Below are 18,709 nucleotides of genomic sequence, written 5' to 3' on the forward strand. Positions count from 1 at the left end.
ACGGGACGCCACCATGAGACATCTGGGACTGGATATCGGCGGCACCAAAACCGAAACCCTGGTGCTTGACGCACAGGGGGCGGAATTATACCGCCACCGGGCCGCGACGCAAAAAGACAGCTATCAGCAATTTTTATCCCATCTCAGCCAGCATATCGCGTCGCTTAAACGGCGTTTCGGCGCGCCGATGTCGGTGGGCATCGCTTTGCCCGGCGGCGTTTCGCCACTGAGCGGCCTGATTAAAAACTCCAATATTCTGCCGCTCAACGGGCAACCCTTGCTGCGGGATTTACACCAATGTCTCGGCCAGCCCGTCGCCATCGGCAACGACGGCAATTGTTTCGCTCTGTCGGAGGCTGTGGACGGGGCAGGCCGACGCCATGACATTGTGTTTGGCATCACCCTTGGCACCGGGTGCGGCGGAGGGCTGGTGATCGATAAGCGGATAATTGCCGGCCATAACGGCAATGCCGCCGAATGCGGCCATATCCCGCTGCCGGGCTTTTCTGTGCGTACGGACGGCGCCGAGGCACGCTGTTATTGCGGGCAGCAAAACTGCGCGGAATCCTTTATTTCCGGCACCGGTTTTGCGCATCGCTACTACGTATCAATGGGCGTCAGGGCCACCGCGCGCGAGATTATAGCCTTGGCGGCCCAGGGCGATGCCGCGGCGGCGCGGCATTTCGAGCGCTACCTCGACCAATTGGCCCGGGTGCTGGCCGCCGTCTGCAATCTGGTCGATCCCGGCGCGATCGTGCTGGGCGGCGGGCTGTCGAATGCCCTGGCGCAGCGTACGGATCTGGAGGCACGCGTGGCCCGTTATGTATTTACCGATCGTTTTACCACCCAAATCGTACCGGCGACGCATGGCGACAGCAGCGGGGTGCGCGGCGCAGCCTGGCTTGGCCGCGACGCGACGCGCTGACCACGATGTCGCAGTGCTCACAGCTAACCTGCGGGCGGATATTCGGCAGATTGAATGCCACTACCGCGCAACGATTAACGTCGACGGAAATACGCCGGGCGGGAATAAATGGCGATGCGGCGGGCGCGGTATCGGTATTATTAACGTTATTCAGCCAGTACTAAAAATTACGGATAGTTATAGCCTGCTGTTCACCATAATGCTGTTTAGCTAATCCGCTGTGCTGCCATGCATCAATATGTTGTTGCTGTTCGGTGCGACTGTGCCGCTTTATCATGATCGAATACATGCCGGTAAAGGGGTGAACAGAGCATGTAATAACGGTCATCAAGCAACAAGGCGAGATGCCCGATTGCTTGCAGATAAAATTATCTGTTGGACTACTGACTCTGTTTTCGTGTTCTGCTCTCTGATTACAACGCCGCAGGCACGTTTATACGCCCATCACCCGGGCCATGATGGCCTGATGCAACCAGCGTGGCGTAGCCCAGGTCAGTAATGTTATCGCTTTATTCCCCACACCGGGAACAATGCTCATACGTCCGGCCTGAAGTGCCCGGATGCCTGCTGCTACCACGGGTTTAGGCTGCATCATCACACGTTTTAATGCGGGGGTGAGTTTCTGTCTGGCTGTTGTGGCAAAACCGGTATCAGACATTCCCGGGCAAAGTGCGGTGACAGTGATACCGTCGCCTATCAGCTCACGGTGCAGGGCATCAGAAAACCGGAGTACATAAGCTTTTGCCGCAGAGTAAACAGCAAAATTTTTTACGCCCTGATAAGACAACAGGCTGGCGACCATCAAAATATGGCCGTTGCGCCGGGTTCTCATATCCTCAGCAAAGAGCCGTGTGATGGCTGTCACACTCACGATATCCAGATTAATCATGTCCAGCGTCTCATTGAGTGGTTGATCCAGAAAGCCGCCCTGTAAACCTTGGCCAGCATTATTAATAAGAGTATCAACCACAATATTTCGTTCCTTTAATCGACTGTGCAGATCGCTGATAGCAAACATATCGGATAGATCTACCTGTTCAACGATAACTTCAATTTTGTAACTTTCGCGTAATTCCTGTGCCATAGATTCAAGCTTAGTCAGTCGCCGTGCCACCAGAATGAGCGATTTTCCCTGAGCGGCAAACTGACGCGCAAACTCTTCACCAAATCCGCCGGAGGCCCCGGTAATAAGTACCCATTCCATATTGATGGTTGTCATGTTAATCACTCCAGTTGCGTCGTGTAAGGTGTGCCGGAAGCTATTGCGTTCACCGCGTACGGTTACGTTATTGGCCGGTGCTATTTTCTTTAATAAAGGCTGTACTTTGTCATTGCCGTGAAACCCTACATATCCCTCACTGGTCATCTACGGCTGAATACCGGCCAAAAAATCAAATTCCGCATCGTTAGTCATTACGCAGGCCTGGCCCAGCAGGGAACAAAAACGCTGTGTTTTTTCACTGGCGTTTGTCAGGAACACTATCGGTTTATCGATTTCTTCGCCATAAGCCAGCCTTATCCTGACGCAGTCAGAATGTCGGAACAAAGCGCGCAGGGTCTGACAGGAAACATCCGGTACCAGAGAAATTAATGTCTGTGTACTGCGCATTTTCAGCCGCTTTGCCATATCCGCTAAAGCGTGGGGGGCAACGCTGAGAATGATGATTTCAACTTCATCTGTTACCGCCTGATGATCGTCCAAGGTCCAGCATGGGAATGCCCTTGCCAGCCTTTGAGCCCGCTCACCGTTTCCGGGCGAGAGAAATACCTGCAGGTCGGGCACGGCCAGAAATAATGCTGTTATTATTTTTTCGGATAACGCATCTACACCAAGAATCCCTATCCTGCTCATGACGCCCCCGGCTATCAGTATCTTTACGCTGTGTTATCAGCGGTAAAAGTGGGCCACCTCTGCGGCGGTAAATGCAATCGGGTCCCTGAAAATAGGCTGCATCTCATGGCGTCTCCGTTTGGGTTGCTGGCGGCTGCCAGCCTCCTCCGAGCGCCCTGAACGCGGCGACAGCGGCGCGGGCAGACTCAGTCTGAGCCTGCGCACGGGTGTCGGAAGCCTGCAGCAGAGTTTCATCATCATGGAGAACATCAATCAGACTCGCCGTCCCTTGCTGGTAGGCGATAAAAGACGACTGGCGAGCGCTTGCCAGGGCGTTTTCACCGCTCATCAGCAAGCCGGTCTGCGTTTCACGGTTGACCAGAGCGGAGAAGGCATTTTCAACATCTTCAGTGGCGCGTAACACCGAAAGACGGTAGGCGGCGAGCGCCTCCGCTTCCTGGCCTTTCGCCTGGTCTATCTGGGCGTTGATACGGCCAAAGTCGAAGAGCCGCCAGCGTAGTCCCAGTATTCCTGCCGACTGGCTGGCACCGCTGGAGAATAGATTGTCGCCGGATATGGCCGTTGCGCTGCCGAGTAATGCACTGAGTGAAAACGTCGGATAGTACTCACTGACGGCGGCGCCTATACGTGCATTGGAGGCCGCCAGATGGCGCTCCGCCACGATAATATCGGGTCTGCGGCGCAGCAGGTCGGCAGGTGTGCCCGTTGCGGTGATCTGCGGAGCCTGCGGAATGGCCTCCTGCGTAGCCAACTGGGTGCGATGGGTGCCGGGCGGCGTGCCAAGCATAACGTCTAATGCATTCATCGCGGTATCAATGCCTGTCCGGAGAACCGGCACGGTAGCCTGAACCTGTGCCAGTGCCCCTTCGGTCTGGCGCACCTGATACTCGGGAGCCAGTCCTTTATTGTGGAGCAGTCGCACTTTCTCCAGCAGCGCCTGTTGCGTGCTGATCCGCTTATTCGCGATGGCCAGCCGGGCCTGTAACCCGCGCAGGGTGATATAGATATCAGCGGTCTGGGCCGCAACGGCAAGGCGGGCCGCGGTAACGCCTGCCTCGGAGGCCTGATAATCAGCCAGCGCGGCCTGGCGACCGCGTCGCAGCCCCCCAAAAATGTCAATCTCCCAGCTGGCATTCAAATCGGTTTCATAGCTGTTGCCGTAGCGATTATAATCCGGCGTTGAGCTGAGGACCTGGCCCAGCGGCGTTTCGACCGACTGATACGCCCGCGCGGCCTGTCCGCTGACGTTACCGGAAGGCAGGAGGGCAGCGGTTGCCGCGCCAAGCCCGGCGCGGGCCTGTGCCATTCTGGCCGTTGCCTGAGCGAGATCGAGATTCTGGGCGAGCGCGTCAGACACGAACGTACTTAACAGGGGGTCGTTAAAACCTTCCCACCAGACAGCAAAACTGGCGGGGCGGGATACATCTCCCTGCGTCACGGCAGGCTGAGAAAAAAATTGCTTTGAAAGCGGTGCATCGGGACGATGATAATCCGGCCCGACGGCACAACCTGCCAGTAAGCCGGTACTTACCGCCAGGGCAAGAGTACGCAGGAGGAACATTGGTATGCCTTGAGTCAATTTTGTATTGTGACTACATTACCAAATGGTCACGTGTTGTCAATCAGGGGCTATTGAGCTAAGCTGGAAAAATGACAAAACACACAACTGTACATCCCCCACGGGGACCTTCGGACCACAGCGTCCGGGATCAGGTCGTGGAAGCCGCCACGGAGCACTTCGGGCATTTCGGCTATGAGAAAACCACCGTGTCAGACCTGGCTAAAGCAATTGGTTTTTCAAAGGCTTATATTTATAAGTTTTTTGATTCCAAGCAGGCAATCGGCGAGGTGATCTGCTCTAACCGGCTGGACATGATCATGGCGATTGTCAATTCAGCGATCGCCGGGGCGCCGACGGCATCCGAAAAGTTAAGGCGCCTGTTCAGGGCGCTCACTGAAGCCGGCAGCGATTTATTTTTTCACGATCGCAAGCTCTATGACATCGCGGCTGTGGCAGCGCAGGATAAGTGGCCTTCCGCTGAAAGGCATGAAGAACGTTTGCGGCAACTCATTCAGCAGATCATTCAGGAAGGGCGGCTTATGGGCGAATTTGAACGGAAAACGCCGCTCGATGAGGCTGCCCATGCGATATATCTGGTCATGCGGCCTTATATCAGTCCGGTACAACTGCAATACAACCTGGAGACGGCCCCGGCGGCCGCTGCACTTTTGTCCTCACTCATACTGAGAAGTCTCTCGCCTTAAATTGTGACTATTGACATTATTGGTCACTAGTCTGAGAATGGGGTTACTGTCCTGTTGACTTCATTAAGGGAACCCATGCTCAGGCTTAAACCCGCCACCTTAGCTGTTTGCCTGCTGCCGCTTGCCCTGGCGGCATGCGGCGACACTACCGGCGCCGACGATCCACGTACTCAGCCTCCTCTGGTCAGGGCTGCGACCGTGGTGAGCGCCGTCGACGTCTCCCGCGCATTCACCGGCGTTGTTGTCGCCCGTATTCAAAGCGATCTCGGCTTCAGGGTACAGGGAAAAATTCTCGAACGTCTGGTGGATGCCGGTCAGGCCGTTAAACGCGGTCAGCCGCTGATGCGTCTGGATCCCGTGGACCTGGGCCTGCAGGCCCAGGCGCAGCAACAGGCTGTCGCGGCTGCGCGCGCGCGCGCCAGACAAACTGCTGATGACGCAGCCCGTTACCGTGGTCTGGTCGCTGCCGGTGCCGTTTCCGCATCGGCCTACGATCAGATAAAGGCCGCGGCAGATACTGCTAAAGCTGAGCTCAGCGCTGCCCAGGCTCAGGCTAATGTGGCGCAAAACGCGACGGGTTATGCCGTGTTGCTGGCCGACGCCGATGGGGTGGTCATGGATACGCTGGCTGAACCGGGTCAGGTGGTCAGCGCCGGGCAGCCTGTCATCCGGCTGGCCAGGGCGGGCCAGCGCGAGGCCATCGTACAGTTACCTGAGACGCTAAGACCTGCGCCGGGCAGCGAGGCACAGGCAACGCTATACGGCACCGGTAATCAGCAGGTTGCGGCAAAACTTCGCCTTCTTTCCGATGCGGCTGACCCGGTGACGCGCACCTTTGAGGCGAGATATGTGCTGGAGGGCGCGCTGGCTAATGCCCCGCTGGGTTCTACCGTGACGCTTCACATTGCCGAAGACAAAACTACGCTGCCGGTCATGCAGGTGCCCTTAGCGGCACTCTATGATCCTGGTAAAGGGCCGGGCGTCTGGGGCATTTCCGGTCAGCCCGCAAGGGTGTCCTGGCGACCGGTTCAGGTGCTCGGCCTTGGGGATGACGCTGCAAGGGTGACCGGGAGTCTGAAGCCGGGTGAACAGGTGATCGCTCTGGGGGCGCACTTGCTGCATGACGGTGAAACCGTACGCACGGCGCAGCAAGGCGATGACAGCGTTGCGGGGAGTAAGCCATGAGTAGCGGGCGCTTTAATCTCTCGGCGCTGGCCGTTCGCGAGCGATCCATTACCTTATTCCTGATTATCCTGATTACGATCGCCGGTATTCTGTCGTTCTTTGCACTGGGGCGGGCAGAAGATCCCCCGTTTACCGTAAAACAGATGACGATTATTTCCGCCTGGCCGGGTGCGACAGCGCAGGAAATGCAGGATCAGGTGGCCGAACCGCTTGAAAAACGTATGCAGGAGCTCAAGTGGTATGACCGTAGTGAGACTTATACGCGTCCGGGTCTGGCGTTCACCATGCTATCGCTTCAGGACAGCACGCCGCCTTCACAGGTTCAGGAAGAATTTTATCAGGCGCGTAAGAAGCTCGGTGATGAAACAAAGAACCTGCCGGCAGGCGTCATCGGGCCGATGGTCAATGATGAATTTTCCGACGTGACCTTTGCACTCTTTGCGCTGAAGGCGAAAGGGGAGCCGCAGCGGCTGCTGGTCCGCGACGCGGAATCGCTGCGCCAGCGTCTTCTGCATGTGCCGGGGGTTAAGAAGGTCAATATTATTGGCGAGCAGGCCGAGCGCATCTTTGTCTCCTTCTCGCATGACCGCCTGGCTACGCTGGGCATTTCTCCTCAGGATATTTTCGCCGCCCTCAACGGCCAGAACGTACTGACGCCAGCCGGTTCCATTGACACCAGCGGACCGCAGATCTTTATCCGTCTGGATGGCGCCTTTGACAAACTGGAGAAAATCCGCAAAACGCCCATCGTCGTTCAGGGCAGGACGCTGCAGCTTTCGGACGTGGCAACCGTTGAACGGGGTTACGAAGATCCGGCGACCTTCATGGTCAGAAACCAGGGCGAACCGGCACTACTGCTGGGTATCGTTATGCGTGAGGGGTGGAACGGTCTGGATCTGGGTAAAGCGCTGGATGCGGAAACGGCTAACATCAATAAGGGCATGCCACTGGGCATGACGCTGACGAAGGTTACCGATCAGTCAGTCAACATCAGCTCCGCCGTTGACGAGTTCATGATCAAATTCTTTGTCGCGCTGCTCGTGGTGATGGTGGTCTGCTTCGTCAGCATGGGCTGGCGGGTGGGGGTGGTGGTCGCCGCTGCGGTGCCGCTGACGCTGGCTGTGGTTTTTGTGGTGATGGAGGCTTCCGGCAAAAACTTTGACCGCATTACGCTGGGTTCCCTGATCCTGGCGCTGGGATTACTGGTGGATGATGCCATCATCGCCATCGAAATGATGGTGGTGAAGATGGAGGAGGGCTACGACCGCATCAAAGCTTCGGCCTATGCCTGGAGCCATACGGCCGCCCCCATGCTTGCCGGCACGCTGGTCACGGCCGTCGGGTTTATGCCCAATGGGTTTGCGCAGTCCACCGCCGGTGAATACACCAGCAATATGTTCTGGATAGTGGGTATCGCCCTGATTGCTTCCTGGGTGGTGGCGGTGGTGTTTACGCCTTATCTGGGCGTGAAAATGCTGCCAGAGATCAAAACGGTCGAGGGTGGACACGCGGCCATCTACGACACGCGTCATTACAACCGCTTTCGCCGCGTGCTGACCCGCGTCATCGCGCGAAAATGGATCGTGGCCGGTACCGTTATCGCCGTCTTTACTGTCGCTATCCTCGGTATGGGGCTGGTGAAAAAACAATTTTTCCCCCCCTCCGACCGGCCGGAGGTGCTGGTAGAAGTACAGATGCCTTATGGCACCTCTATTGAGCAGACCAGCGCCGCAACGGCGAAAATCGAGGACTGGTTGAAAAAGCAAAAAGAGGCAAAAATCGTCACGTCCTACATCGGGCAGGGTTCGCCGCGTTTTTATCTGGCCATGGCGCCAGAGCTGCCCGATCCGTCGTTTGCGAAAATTGTCGTGCTGACGGACAGTCAGGAGGCGCGTGAGACGCTCAAGTTTCGACTCCGTGACGCGGCCGCCGGCGGGTTGGCTCCTGAGGCGCGCGTGCGCGTGACTCAACTGGTGTTTGGTCCGTATTCACCTTATCCGGTAGCTTACCGTGTCATGGGGCCAGATCCCACCAAACTGCGCGAGATCGCAGACCAGGTGGAAACGGTGATGCAGGCCAGCCCGATGATGAGGACCGTCAACACCGACTGGGGTCCGCGGGTGCCGACGCTGCATTTTACGCTCGCTCAGGATCGCCTGCAGGCGGTGGGATTGACATCGAATACCGTCGCTCAGCAGCTGCAGTTCCTGCTCTCCGGCGTACCCATCACGTCGGTGCGTGAAGACATCCGTTCAGTCCAGGTCATGGGACGCGCCGCGGGGGATATCCGTCTCGATCCTGCAAAAATAGCCGGCTTTACGTTAGTGGGTGCTGCCGGTCAGCGTGTCCCGCTGTCGCAGATAGGCGATGTCGAGGTGCGAATGGAAGATCCTGTCCTGCGTCGTCGTGATCGTACCCCCACCATTACCGTGCGCGGTGATATCGCCAACCACCTGCAACCGCCGGATGTCTCTACGGCGATTCTGAAACGGTTACAGCCCGTCATCGGCACACTACCGGCCGGATATCGTATTGAACAGGCTGGCCCGATCGAAGAATCTGGCAAAGCCACCAAAGCAATGGCGCCGCTGTTCCCGATCATGGTGGCCATGACGCTGCTGATCATCATCCTCCAGGTGCGGTCAATGTCGGCGATGGTGATGGTATTCCTCACCGCGCCACTGGGGTTGATTGGGGTGGTGCCAACGCTGCTGCTCTTCGATAAACCTTTTGGTATCAATGCGCTTGTGGGGTTGATCGCGCTGTCGGGCATTTTGATGCGCAATACCCTGATCCTGATAGGGCAGATCCATCACAACGAGCGGGAAGGGCTGGCGCCATTCCATGCGGTAGTCGAGGCGACGGTGCAGCGAGCCCGACCGGTATTGCTAACGGCGATGGCGGCCATTCTGGCGTTTATACCCCTGACGCACTCGGTGTTCTGGGGAACGCTGGCGTATACCCTGATTGGCGGGACGCTTGGCGGCACCATTATCACGCTGGTCTTCCTGCCCGCAATGTATACCATCTGGTTTAGAATACGTCCCGATCAACAGGCGTCCGCTGAAAACAAATCTACGACGTAATACAGACTGCATGGGGCCCCTGGCACGACGGGCAATAGATGAAATGATGAGGATCCAAGCGGTTTATTCTCCTCAAAGAACGCAAGAAAACCAGCGGCTTGAGGTCGCCGCCGCAGGCGGACAGGCCGGCTCGTGCGGCCCCAGGCAGCGCTCTTCGCGCGGCAGGTGGGCCGGACGGGGCGACGGGCCGGAGAGTGGCGTTAAGGCCGCCCTGTAACGACGCGATGGAGGCCTGGGTGGCAGGGCTTAGCTTTTAAGCGCGACGCAGGCGGCGGCTATACGGCGCCCCGCCTCGGCAACGGTGGCATCATCGGTGGCGATGGAAAGGCGGAAATAAGGTGACAAGCCATAAGCGCTGCCGCCAATGCCTGATACGCCGCGCTCCAGCAGGTAATCAAGCACGTCCGCCTCGTTTTCCAGCCGGCGGCCGTCCGGTCGCCGTTGCCCCAACAACCCCGCGCAACGGCAGAATACAAAAAAACTGCCTTGGGGCGGCAGCAGTTCCAGTCCATCCACGGCGCTAAGATGTTCCACCAGCGTATCCCGGCGCCGCTGATAGCTGGCCACTTGCGGCGGCAGGAAATCCAGGCCGCCTTCAAACGCCGCCAGGGCCGCCGCCTGGCTCACCGAGCTGGCGCCCGAGGAGATCTGCGACTGGGTGACCACCATGGCCTGCGTCAACGTGGCCGGACCGGCGCCGTAGCCGATGCGCCAGCCGGTCATGGCATAGGTTTTCGACACGCCGCCCACCAGCAGCGCGCGGTCGCGCAAATCCGGCGCGACGTTCAGCAACCCGATATGCCGGCGGCCGTCGAACAGGATATGTTCGTACAGTTCATCCAGCATCACCAGTACCTGGGGATGGCGGCGCAGCACCGCCGCCAGCGCCTCCAGCTCCTGGTGGGTATAGACCGCGCCGCTGGGATTGCCCGGGGTATTCAGCACCAGCCAGCGGGTACGCGGCCCGATGGCCTGTTCCAGCTGCGCCGGCAGCAGCTTGTAGCCCTGCTCCAAAGGGCAGGGCAGGAAACGCGGCTCGCCACCGTTAAAACGCACGCTGTCGGGGAAGGTGGGCCAGTATGGGGTAGGTACCAGCACGTCATCCCCATCATCCAGGGTGGCGGCGAATGCGTTGAAAATGATTTGCTTGGCGCCGTTGGCGATAACCACTTCCGCCAGGGGATAGATCAGCCGGTTTTCCCGCGCCAGCTTGCGCACAACGGCTTCCCGCAGTGCGCGCACCCCGGGGGTGGCGGTGTATTTGGTTTCACCTTTGGCGATGGCCCGGTAAGCCGCCTGCTTGATGGCGTCGGGAGTATCGAAATCCGGTTCGCCGGTTGTCAGGTCAAGGATATCCACCCCGGCGCTTTTTAATTCATTGGTACGTTGCTTGGCGGCGGCGTTGGCGGAGAGGGTCACCCGCTGGACACGGCGCGAAAGTTGGATACTCATTGTGGTTCCTCTGAAAAACGTTCTTTACGGGCGGGGCTCTTGGGCCGCGCTCAGGTCGCCGCCGGTAGCCCCAGGTTCTCGCGCAGAGTGGCGAAAGGGTAGGCGGTACGGAACAATCCGCGGCGCTGAAGTTCCGGGATCACCAGTTCAATAAACAGATCCAGCTGTTCCGGCATGATCGCGGGCATCACGTTAAAGCCGTCCGCCGCGTCCGCCTCCAGCCACTGCTGGAAGTCGTCGGCGATATCCCCGGCGCAGCCCACCACCACCCGGTGTCCACGGGAACCGGCGGCCACCGCCGCCAGCTCGCGCAGGGTCAAGCCATCGCGCGCCGCCAAATCGGTCAACAGCTTGATGCGACTTTGATTTCCCTCGCCGTCCGGCACCGGCGGTACCGGCCCGTCCAGCGGGTAGGCGCGCAGATCCAGACCAAAGCGGGCGGAGAGCTGGTCAAGCCCGTTGTCGATATCCACCAGCGCGTTAAGCTGACGCCAGGTTTCCCGGGCCTCCTCACGGCTGCGGCCGACGATCGGCATCACCCCCGGCAAGATCAGCACTGCTTTGGGATCGCGTCCGGCGGCCGCCACCGCCTGTTTCTGGCTGCGATAAAACGCCCGTCCTTCCTCCAGGGAGGCGCTGGCGGTGAACACCACCTCGGCGGTCTGCGCCGCCAGCGTCTGGCCATCGGCCGAGGACCCGGCTTCAATAATCACCGGCCGCCCCTGGGGGGAGCGGGAAATGTTCAGCGGTCCCTGCACCGAAAAATGTTCGCCGTGATGGTTGATCGGCTGGATCTTGTCGTCGTCGAAATAGCGGCCGCTGGCCCGATCGGCCACTACCGCCCCATCCCGCCAGCCGTTCCACAGCTTAAATGCTACCTCGAGGAATTCACGCGCACGGGCGTAGCGCGTCGCGTGGTCGGGCATATCTTCCCGGCTGAAGTTGCGCGCCACATCAGTGGAATACGAGGTCACCACGTTCCAGGCGATCCGGCCCCGGCTGATATGATCCAGTGATGAAAATGCGCGGGCCAGCGTAAAGGGATCGCTGAAAGTGGTGGAGGCGGTAGCCGCCAGACCGATATGACGGGTGGAGACCGCCAGGGCGGCCAGCAGCGTCAGCGGCTCCAGCCGCGCCATGGTGGACGGCAGGCGGTGTACGCTGGTGGCCAGCGCGTCACCGACAAAAAACAGGTCAAATTTGGCGTCTTCGGCCTTACGCGCGATGCGCGTCAACCAGGCGATATCCGTGGGCGAACCAAGGTCGCCGGTGGCGCGCCAGCCGCCGACATGATGGCCAAGCGGCTGGACAAACAGTCCCAGCCTCAGTTGACGCGGCGGGGAAAGTTGAGATGACATACACACTCCTGTAAGGTCAGGTTCGGCCGGCGTATCCGCCGGCCGCCCTCGTCAGAACGTCTGGTCGGCGGCGGTGATAACAGCCCGTTCGATGGCCGCGGGCGCAAGCGAAAAGGGCAACAACGCCGCGCTGGCGGACGGAAACTTAAAACTGGCGGCAATATAGCGCGCCGCTTCGGTAAGACGATCGCCCAGGGGGATAAGATGCAGCGGCGCGTCATAGCGGCGCAGTTGTGTCAGCAGTTCGGCATCCGGCCCGTCGTTGCCCCGCGCCAGCAAGGATTGCACCAGCAGGCCGAACCCGACTTTTTCGCCGTGCAACCATCCGTGCAGTTCCGGCAGATGGGTCATCCGGTTGTGAATGGCATGAGCAACTCCCGGCGACGGGCTGTCGTCGCGCATGCTGTTGGCCAGGCCTGCCCCGGCGATATTGGCGTCGATCACTTTTTGCAGCGCGGGCGTTACCTGTTGGCGGGCGTTGGCCGCCAACGCCTGCTCGCCCCAGGTGTTAAAGATATCGCGCGCAAAGGCCGCCGCGTGGATTTTAAAATTGAGCGCCAGGCTGTCACCGTTTTTCGCCCGGTAGGGCTGGAATTCATACCATTTGGCCAACGCGTCGACAATGCCGGCTTTGAGGTAACGCACATCGCTGCGCGCGATGATTTCGCTGTCCACCAGCACCAGCGCCGGCATGCGTTTAAGCGCCAGGGTTCCTTCATGGCCGCCGCGTTCGTTATACATAATACTGATCGGGGACCAGGCCGCGCAGGTCGCGGCGATGGTGGGCATGGTGGCGACATTGCCGCCCTCCAGGCCGTCCGCCACCGCTTTCGCGCAGTCCAGCACGCGTCCGCCGCCGATGCCAATCACAAACGGCGCCGGCTGCCCGGCCAGCCGCGCCTGATGTTCAGCCACAGCAGCCCGGGTACATTCGCCTTGCAGATAACTCACGTCATAACCGATGCCGCTGGCCTCAAGACTGGCGGCGACCTGCGACGCCACCGCCTGCCAGGCGCGCGGGCTGGTAATGATGGCGACCCGGTCGGCATAGGGCGCGATAAGGCCGCCCACACCGGCGCACAGTCCCGGTCGGGAGTAATAGGTTTGGGGCGATTTAATTGCGAGCACGGTATTACCTTAGTCGATTTCTTAGGAGTGCTTACCATAAGTCAGCAAGAAATAATAAAATCTCCTCACTCATTTGTAACCTTATTAAAAGATATAACTTATAGCGGGTGAATATAAAAGCGCCCGGCGCGACATGGTATATTCCCGGCCATTCTTCATACAGGACAATGAAAATGGCTTTTAATACGCGATGGGCCGCGCTGGCGCTGGTTATGGGCGTGGTTACTATGCTGATAGGCTGCGATAATTCGGGTTCGGCGGGGCAGGATAAGGTGATCCGCATCGGCGCCACGGGACAAAGTTTCCCCAGTTCCTATAAAGAAAACGATAAACTGGTGGGCTACGATGTGGAAGTGGCGGAAACCATCGCGCACGACCTGGGCTATAAAGTCGTCTGGACCACGGCCGATTTCAGCGGCCTGCTGGGACAATTGGAAGCAGGCAAGCTGGATAGCATCGCCAATAATTTCGTGGTAACGGCCAAACGCCAGGAAAAATATAATTTTTCCACTTCCTACCTGACCTACTCGTCGCAGATCGTCACCAGCACGCAGAATAAAGATATCAACTCGCTGGACGACCTGAAGGGCAAGACGGTGGCTGGGGTGCTGGGGTCGAATCATATTACCAACCTGCGCGCGGCGTTCCCGGACAATAGCATTGTCATACGTACTTATGAAACCCGCGACGGCGCCATGAGCGATACGCTGAATAACCGGGTGCAGGGCTATGTTAACTCCAAGCCGGTGCTGCTGGCAGAAATCAACAAGCATCAGCTGCCGCTGAAGCTAGTGGGCCCGGCGCTGACGGACGAAGGCGTCAGCTTCCCGTTTGCCAAAACGCCGCAAGGCGATCGGCTGCTGGGCCTGTATAACCAAGAACTGGATAAAATGCGCCAGGACGGCCGGTTGAAGGCGCTGTCGGAAAAGTATTTCGGCGACGATTTGAGCCAGGTGAAATAACGCCACATTCCTTAGGATTATATCCCAGGCTAATGCGCCACCGGCTCCCCGGCCGGTGTTGCTATATCCCGTTGGGATTAGGATATATATTTCTGTTATAAGGCGCATTATTCTTCCGTGCTATAGTCCCACACTTAAAAAATTATTTAATCCGAGAAGTGTATGGCGTCCCATTTGATTGACTTTGTCCTGATTGGTAATAACTTTGGCACCCCGGAAATGCGCGAGGTGTGGTCGGAAAACAGCCGCCTGGCCCGGCAAATCGAGGTAGAAGTCGCCCTCGCCCTGGCGGAAGGCGAGCTGGGTGTGATCCCCGAGGCCGCGGCCCAAGCCATCGCCCGGCGCGCCGATGCCAGCCAGCTCAATCTTGACGACATTGCCCAATCCGCCGCCGAGATGAAACATTCCCTGATGCCGACCCTCGCCGCCCTGCAAAAACAGTGCGGCGACGCCGGTGAATATATTCATTATGGCGCCACCACCCAGGATATCGTCGATACCGCCACCGTGCTGCAACTGCGCCAGGCGTTTGGCATCATCGAACGCGATGCGACGTTGCTGGCGGTGGAACTCAGGCGCCTGGCAAAAAAATACCAGCACACCCCCATGACCGGCCGTACCCACGGTATGCAGGCGTTGCCAACAACGTTTGGCTTTAAGGTCGCGGTATGGCTGGATGAGTTTGTCCGCCACCTGACGCGCCTGCAGGAAATCAAAGCGCGCGCGCTGACCGGTAATATCAGCGGCGCGATCTGTACCTACGCCTCTTTCGGCCCGCAGGGTCCGGCGATTGAGCGGCTCACGCTCGACAAGCTGGGGCTGAACACCCCCAATATCGGCTGGCAGGCGGCGCGCGACCGTTTTTCCGAGTTTGCCTCGGTGGCGGTGCTGATCAGCGGAACGCTGGGTAAGATAGGCAATGAGTTCTATAACCTGATGCGTTCCGAAATCAATGAAATCGAAGAGGCGTTCTCCGCCGGTAAAATCGGTTCCACCACCATGCCGCATAAACGCAACCCGGCGGCGCTGGAAGGTCTCGCCAGCCTGACGGCGCCGGTGCTGAAAAGCGCCGCCCTGATCTATGAATCGATGCATGTGGAACATGAGCGTGACGCCATGAGCTGGCGCGCGGAATGGATCGCCCTGCCGGAAATCTGCATTTACCTGTCCGCCCAGTTGCAGAACGCGCTGGGCATCCTACGCGGCATTACCGTCAATGAAGCGCAAATGCTGGCTAACCTGCATCTGCAGGGCGGGCTGCTGCTGTCGGAAAAGGTGATGTTTGAACTCGGCAAGACGCTCGGCAAACAAACCGCCCATCACCTGGTTTATGAATGCTCGATGCAGGCCTATGAACAAAAACGCCCGTTTAAAGAGGTGCTGCTGGCGCACCCGACGCTGCGCGCCACGGTGACGGAAAACCAACTGGACCATTGGCTCGACCCGACTAATTATCTCGGCAGCGCGCCGGAGAAGGTCGACGAGGTGATCCTGGCCGCCAACGCGTCCGGCCTGCTGCCGGCTGCGGACCTGGAGGCCAGATGAGCGCGGGGTATCGCCAACTCACGGTGGCGGACGCGGAGCCATTTCTGGCGCTGATGCACGCCGCCTATGCGCCTATCCGCGAGTTGGGCATCCACTTCGACGCCGCCACGGCGGATCTGGCGCGGGTCAGCCGTCATCTGGATGAGCATGGCGTCTACGGCATGTTTCTCGACGGTAAGCTGGTGGCCTCGGCGACGCTGCGCTATCCCTGGGGACCTTTGCCCGGTCCGTTCGGCCTGCCGCATATCGGCTGGTTCGGCGCCGATCCGGATTATCGCGGCCAGCGCCTGGGCAGCCAGATGCTGCAATGGCTGGAGCAGGCTATACTGTTGGGCCAGCTCAGGGCGCCGGCGGTCTCGCTGGGCACGGCCGAGAGTCACCCCTGGCTGGCCGAGATGTATCAGGCGCGCGGTTTCAAACCGATGCACAAGACGGATTTAGGCAAAGGTCATATCACCCTTTATATGAAAAAAATACTTGATGAAACACGCCATGCGATATGGCTGCAACGCACAGCGGCACAAGAGGCGGTAAAATGAAAACAGGTTCTATGGTATTAACCGCGCTGCTGGCCGCCACCCTGCTGTCAGGCTGTGACAAGCCGGGCGACGGCGGGAGTTCCGACGCCAAAACCATCCGCGTAGGCGCCACCGGGCTGAGTTTCCCCACCGCCTATAAAAAAGACGGTAAGCTGGTGGGCTTTGATGTGGAGTTAACCGAACAAATCGCCAAAGACCTCCATTATCGCGTCGAATGGGTCAACGCTGATTTCAGCGGTCTGATGGGGCAACTGGAAGGCGGCAAGCTTGATACGGTGGCTAACGCCGTCGCCATCACGCCGGCGCGCCGGGAGAAATATGATTTCTCCGGTCCGTACAGTTATTACGGCAGCCAACTGGTCACCAGCAGTACCAACACCAATATCAATACCCTCGACGATCTGAAAGGCAAAACCGTGGCCGGGGTGTTGGGTTCCAACCACGTGGCCAACCTCAAGAAGGCGTTCGGGGACAATACCATCACCATCCGCACGTATGAAAATCGCGACGGGGCCATGACCGACACCATGAATAAGCGCGTCGACGCCTATGTCAATGCGCGGCCGATACTGCTGGCGGAGATCAAGGAAAAGAGCCTGCCGCTGAAACTGGTCGGCGCGCCGCTGGTGGTCGAGCCGGTGGGGTATCCGTTCCATAAGGATGATAGCGGCCGGGCGCTTAAATCGGCGTTTGATCGGCAAATTGACGCCATGCGCGCGGATGGTCGTCTCAAGACGCTGTCAATTAAGTATTTTGGCGAGGATATCACCACTCCTCCAGCCGGCGCGGCTCACTAGGCCGGTTCTCGTTTTCACGCCCGCCAAGGTATCAGACGGCGGGCGTTATCTGAGTGCTTCTGCATGAATATCGATATCAGCTATTTGCTTAAAGTCTTCCCGCTCATCATCAGCTATTTGCCGATGACGATGTTTCTGGCGGTGGTATCCATGATCATCGCCATGGTTGTCGGCCTGATGCTGTCGCTGTTGCGCACCAGTAAAATCTGGCTGCTCAGTAAAGCGGTCGAGCTGTATATTTCCCTGTTTCGCGGCATGCCGGCGCTGGTGCAGCTGTTTATAATCTACTTTGGCTTACCGCAGCTTATTCCCTCGCTGACCGGCCTGACGGCCACTGCGGCGGCCATCATCGGCTTTAGCCTCAAGACGTCGGCGTATATGGCGGAAATCTATCGCGCGGGGCTGGCCTCTGTAGATCCGACCCAAACCGAGGCCGGGCTGTCGATTGGCATGCGCAAGGGGCAAATTTATCGTCGCATCGTGCTGCCGCAGGCGATGCTCAATGCGCTGCCGGCCACCGGCAACACTTTTATCTCGCTGATCAAAGAAACGTCGGTGGCGTTTGCCCTGGGCGTGTCCGAACTGTTTGCGGAAGGCAAAATGATCGCGGCCGAGTCCCTGCGCTATTTTGAAACCTTCCTGGTGGTGGGTCTGGTGTACTGGCTGGTAATCATCTGCTACGCTCGTCTGCAGGCCCTGCTTGAGAAAAAACTTAGCCACTCGCTGCAACGCTAGGATGACATTATGATCACAGCCAAAAATCTCTATAAACGTTTTGGTGACCAGGTAGTGTTGGACAATATCAGCATCGACATCGCCGCCGGCGAAGTGGTTGCCATTATCGGACCTTCGGGCTCGGGGAAATCAACGCTGCTGCGCTGCCTGAACCTGCTGGAAAAACCCGAATCCGGCATCATCCAGATTGACGACGTCACTCTTGATACCGAGCATTATACCACCCGGGAAGAGTACGCCCTGCGCAGCCAGACGGCGATGGTGTTCCAGAACTACAGCCTGTTTAAAAACAAAACCGCGCTGGAAAATATCACCGAAGGCCTGTTGGTGGTGAAAAAGCTGCCCCGCAGGCAGGCGGTGGAAATGGGCATGTCGCTGCTGGAGCAGGTCGGCCTGGCGGATCAGGCGCATCAGTATCCGGTGACCCTGTCCGGCGGCCAGCAACAGCGGGTCAGCATCGCGCGGGCGCTGGCGGTCAACCCGAAAGCGATTTTGTTTGACGAACCCACCTCGGCGCTGGATCCTGAACGGGTGCATGAGGTCTTGCAGGTGATTCAGACGCTCGCCAAGCGCAAGACCACCATGGTGATTGTCACCCATGAAATGCAGTTTGCCAAAGAGGTGGCCGACCGGGTGATCTTTATGGCGGACGGACACATTATTGAACAGGGGCCGGCGGAACAGATCATCAATTTTTCCGACAATCCGCAGACCCGGCGCTTCCTGAGGCAGTTGATCAATATCGAAACCCCCAGCGAGTTTTCTATTTAGGTGATTTACCGGCGCAGCGCCCGCATCCCCCCGGCGGTATGCTGGCAGGCCGTGTCCGGCCAGCGCCCGCCAGGCTGTGGGCCAATACGCTTTTTGACTGATGGAGTAA

The 18,709-nt window shown here is 58.6% G+C and carries 16 protein-coding genes; 10 read left to right on the forward strand and 6 right to left on the reverse strand.

What is annotated here, in order from left to right:
- Positions 1-13 precede the first annotated feature (13 nt).
- Entirely contained in the window at positions 14-925 is a 912-nt protein-coding gene (locus tag ACL2XQ_RS08655) for an ROK family protein (RefSeq protein ID WP_413740275.1), read from the forward strand.
- 433 nt (positions 926-1,358) lie between these two features.
- Here ACL2XQ_RS08655 and ACL2XQ_RS08660 read toward each other — a convergent pair whose 3' ends face one another.
- From ACL2XQ_RS08660 to ACL2XQ_RS08670, 3 genes are all read right to left on the reverse strand, one after another.
- A complete protein-coding gene (locus ACL2XQ_RS08660; RefSeq protein WP_413740276.1) occupies positions 1,359-2,144 on the reverse strand; it encodes an SDR family NAD(P)-dependent oxidoreductase in 786 nt (261 codons plus the stop codon).
- Between the two features lie 147 nt (positions 2,145-2,291).
- On the reverse strand, positions 2,292-2,777 hold the full coding sequence (locus ACL2XQ_RS08665) for an NAD(P)-binding domain-containing protein (protein WP_413740277.1): 486 nt from the start codon (positions 2,775-2,777) through the stop codon (positions 2,292-2,294).
- Between the two features lie 103 nt (positions 2,778-2,880).
- Positions 2,881-4,338: an efflux transporter outer membrane subunit gene (locus ACL2XQ_RS08670; RefSeq protein ID WP_413740278.1), complete on the reverse strand. Its 1,458-nt coding sequence runs from the start codon at positions 4,336-4,338 to the stop codon at positions 2,881-2,883.
- Between the two features lie 89 nt (positions 4,339-4,427).
- Between ACL2XQ_RS08670 and ACL2XQ_RS08675 the strand changes: the two genes are divergently transcribed.
- The 3 genes from ACL2XQ_RS08675 to ACL2XQ_RS08685 all read left to right on the forward strand — a co-directional run bounded on the left by ACL2XQ_RS08675 (position 4,428) and on the right by ACL2XQ_RS08685 (position 9,313).
- The gene (locus ACL2XQ_RS08675; protein WP_413740279.1) at positions 4,428-5,042 is read left to right on the forward strand and encodes a TetR/AcrR family transcriptional regulator; all 615 of its coding nucleotides are present in this window, start codon (positions 4,428-4,430) and stop codon (positions 5,040-5,042) included.
- A gap of 75 nt (positions 5,043-5,117) precedes the next feature.
- Entirely contained in the window at positions 5,118-6,227 is a 1,110-nt protein-coding gene (locus ACL2XQ_RS08680; RefSeq protein ID WP_413740280.1) for an efflux RND transporter periplasmic adaptor subunit, read from the forward strand.
- On the forward strand, positions 6,224-9,313 hold the full coding sequence (locus ACL2XQ_RS08685; RefSeq protein ID WP_413740281.1) for an efflux RND transporter permease subunit: 3,090 nt from the start codon (positions 6,224-6,226) through the stop codon (positions 9,311-9,313). Before ACL2XQ_RS08680 ends, ACL2XQ_RS08685 begins: the two co-directional genes overlap by 4 nt.
- Positions 9,314-9,559: 246 nt before the next feature.
- Here the strand turns inward: ACL2XQ_RS08685 and ACL2XQ_RS08690 are convergent, their stop codons facing one another.
- Genes ACL2XQ_RS08690 through ACL2XQ_RS08700 form a run of 3 tightly spaced genes read right to left on the reverse strand, consistent with a single transcriptional unit; the run spans position 9,560 to position 13,251 of the window.
- Positions 9,560-10,765, reverse strand: a complete 1,206-nt coding sequence (locus tag ACL2XQ_RS08690) for an aminotransferase class I/II-fold pyridoxal phosphate-dependent enzyme (RefSeq protein WP_413740282.1) — start codon at positions 10,763-10,765, stop codon at positions 9,560-9,562.
- 50 nt (positions 10,766-10,815) lie between these two features.
- Complete coding sequence (locus ACL2XQ_RS08695) at positions 10,816-12,123, reverse strand: LLM class flavin-dependent oxidoreductase (protein ID WP_410015498.1); 1,308 nt, start codon at positions 12,121-12,123, stop codon at positions 10,816-10,818.
- Between the two features lie 51 nt (positions 12,124-12,174).
- A complete protein-coding gene (locus ACL2XQ_RS08700; RefSeq protein WP_413730578.1) occupies positions 12,175-13,251 on the reverse strand; it encodes an iron-containing alcohol dehydrogenase family protein in 1,077 nt (358 codons plus the stop codon).
- A gap of 167 nt (positions 13,252-13,418) precedes the next feature.
- On the opposite strand from ACL2XQ_RS08700, the gene ACL2XQ_RS08705 reads away from it, so the two are divergent.
- From ACL2XQ_RS08705 to ACL2XQ_RS08730, 6 genes are all read left to right on the forward strand, one after another.
- On the forward strand, positions 13,419-14,213 hold the full coding sequence (locus tag ACL2XQ_RS08705) for an amino acid ABC transporter substrate-binding protein (protein ID WP_410015496.1): 795 nt from the start codon (positions 13,419-13,421) through the stop codon (positions 14,211-14,213).
- Between the two features lie 162 nt (positions 14,214-14,375).
- Positions 14,376-15,758 carry an adenylosuccinate lyase gene (purB, locus tag ACL2XQ_RS08710; RefSeq protein ID WP_410015495.1) on the forward strand — a complete coding sequence of 461 codons (1,383 nt, stop codon included), beginning with the start codon at positions 14,376-14,378 and terminating at the stop codon, positions 15,756-15,758.
- Positions 15,755-16,297: a GNAT family N-acetyltransferase gene (locus ACL2XQ_RS08715; protein WP_410015494.1), complete on the forward strand. Its 543-nt coding sequence runs from the start codon at positions 15,755-15,757 to the stop codon at positions 16,295-16,297. The genes purB and ACL2XQ_RS08715 overlap by 4 nt, the downstream gene beginning before the upstream one ends.
- Complete coding sequence (locus ACL2XQ_RS08720) at positions 16,294-17,094, forward strand: amino acid ABC transporter substrate-binding protein (protein ID WP_413722576.1); 801 nt, start codon at positions 16,294-16,296, stop codon at positions 17,092-17,094. Before ACL2XQ_RS08715 ends, ACL2XQ_RS08720 begins: the two co-directional genes overlap by 4 nt.
- 63 nt (positions 17,095-17,157) lie before the next feature.
- Positions 17,158-17,829: an amino acid ABC transporter permease gene (locus tag ACL2XQ_RS08725; RefSeq protein WP_162364154.1), complete on the forward strand. Its 672-nt coding sequence runs from the start codon at positions 17,158-17,160 to the stop codon at positions 17,827-17,829.
- A gap of 9 nt (positions 17,830-17,838) precedes the next feature.
- The gene (locus tag ACL2XQ_RS08730; protein ID WP_410015492.1) at positions 17,839-18,600 is read left to right on the forward strand and encodes an amino acid ABC transporter ATP-binding protein; all 762 of its coding nucleotides are present in this window, start codon (positions 17,839-17,841) and stop codon (positions 18,598-18,600) included.
- Positions 18,601-18,709: the final 109 nt, after the last annotated feature.

The sequence above is a fragment of the Sodalis sp. RH14 genome (assembly GCF_047324285.1).
Lineage (GTDB): Bacteria > Pseudomonadota > Gammaproteobacteria > Enterobacterales > Enterobacteriaceae > Acerihabitans.